We start from the raw sequence: 664 nt of genomic DNA, 5'->3' as shown, positions 1-664 counted from the left end.
GATGCAAAACATTGTGAAAGAGGAAATGGGGGCATTAGATGGTCGCACCCCAACGCCGGAAGAACAAGCCCGCATCACTGCCAAGATTGATGCACAATTTGCTGACTTTAGAGAGCAGACCATTGATATCGCGCGCATCGCGGGGGGCTTTGCTGCCGCCCTTGCTGGTGGGGATGTCAATACCGGCGCTGATGCCGCAGGTAATGCCGCGGAAAATAACTACCTCAGCAGTGCGCAAATAGCTCAGATGAAGAAAGAATTAAAGGGGTGTCCTGACCTTTTATGTCAAGCAGAAGTGTCTGCAAAATGGTCTGCGATTAGTACAGGGCAAAATTTAAGCCTTTTGGCTGGTATGGTAGCTGGTGTACCGGCTGAATTATTGGATACGGCTCAAGGTTTTTTGCAAATGGGCCTTCATCCTATAGAGACGTGGAAAGCGCTTAAAGAGTTAGTGACGAGTGGTGAGATTTTGGCGACACTCGGGCAGTCTTATGTAGATCGCATTAATAAAATGACGGAGGAATATGAGCGAGCCGGTGCCGGTGGATCCTTTAAAGCTGGTGTTGAACTCGGAAAATTATTGACTGAAGTCGCATCCCTGTTTGCTGGAGGTGCTGGAATAGCCAAAGGAGGTGCAAAGCTTGTTGGCAAGCTTACCGAAAAA

General features: G+C 48.6%; 1 protein-coding gene. It reads left to right on the top strand.

The genetic code is table 11. The features are described 5' to 3' along the window. Positions 1-664 (top strand): VENN motif pre-toxin domain-containing protein (locus ABD909_RS06935; RefSeq protein WP_425547957.1); only part of this gene is annotated, 664 nt, incomplete at both ends.

It is taken from the genome of Bartonella acomydis (assembly GCF_039543025.1).
GTDB lineage: Bacteria > Pseudomonadota > Alphaproteobacteria > Rhizobiales > Rhizobiaceae > Bartonella > Bartonella acomydis.
This window is presented reverse-complemented; position numbering and strand designations above follow the sequence as displayed.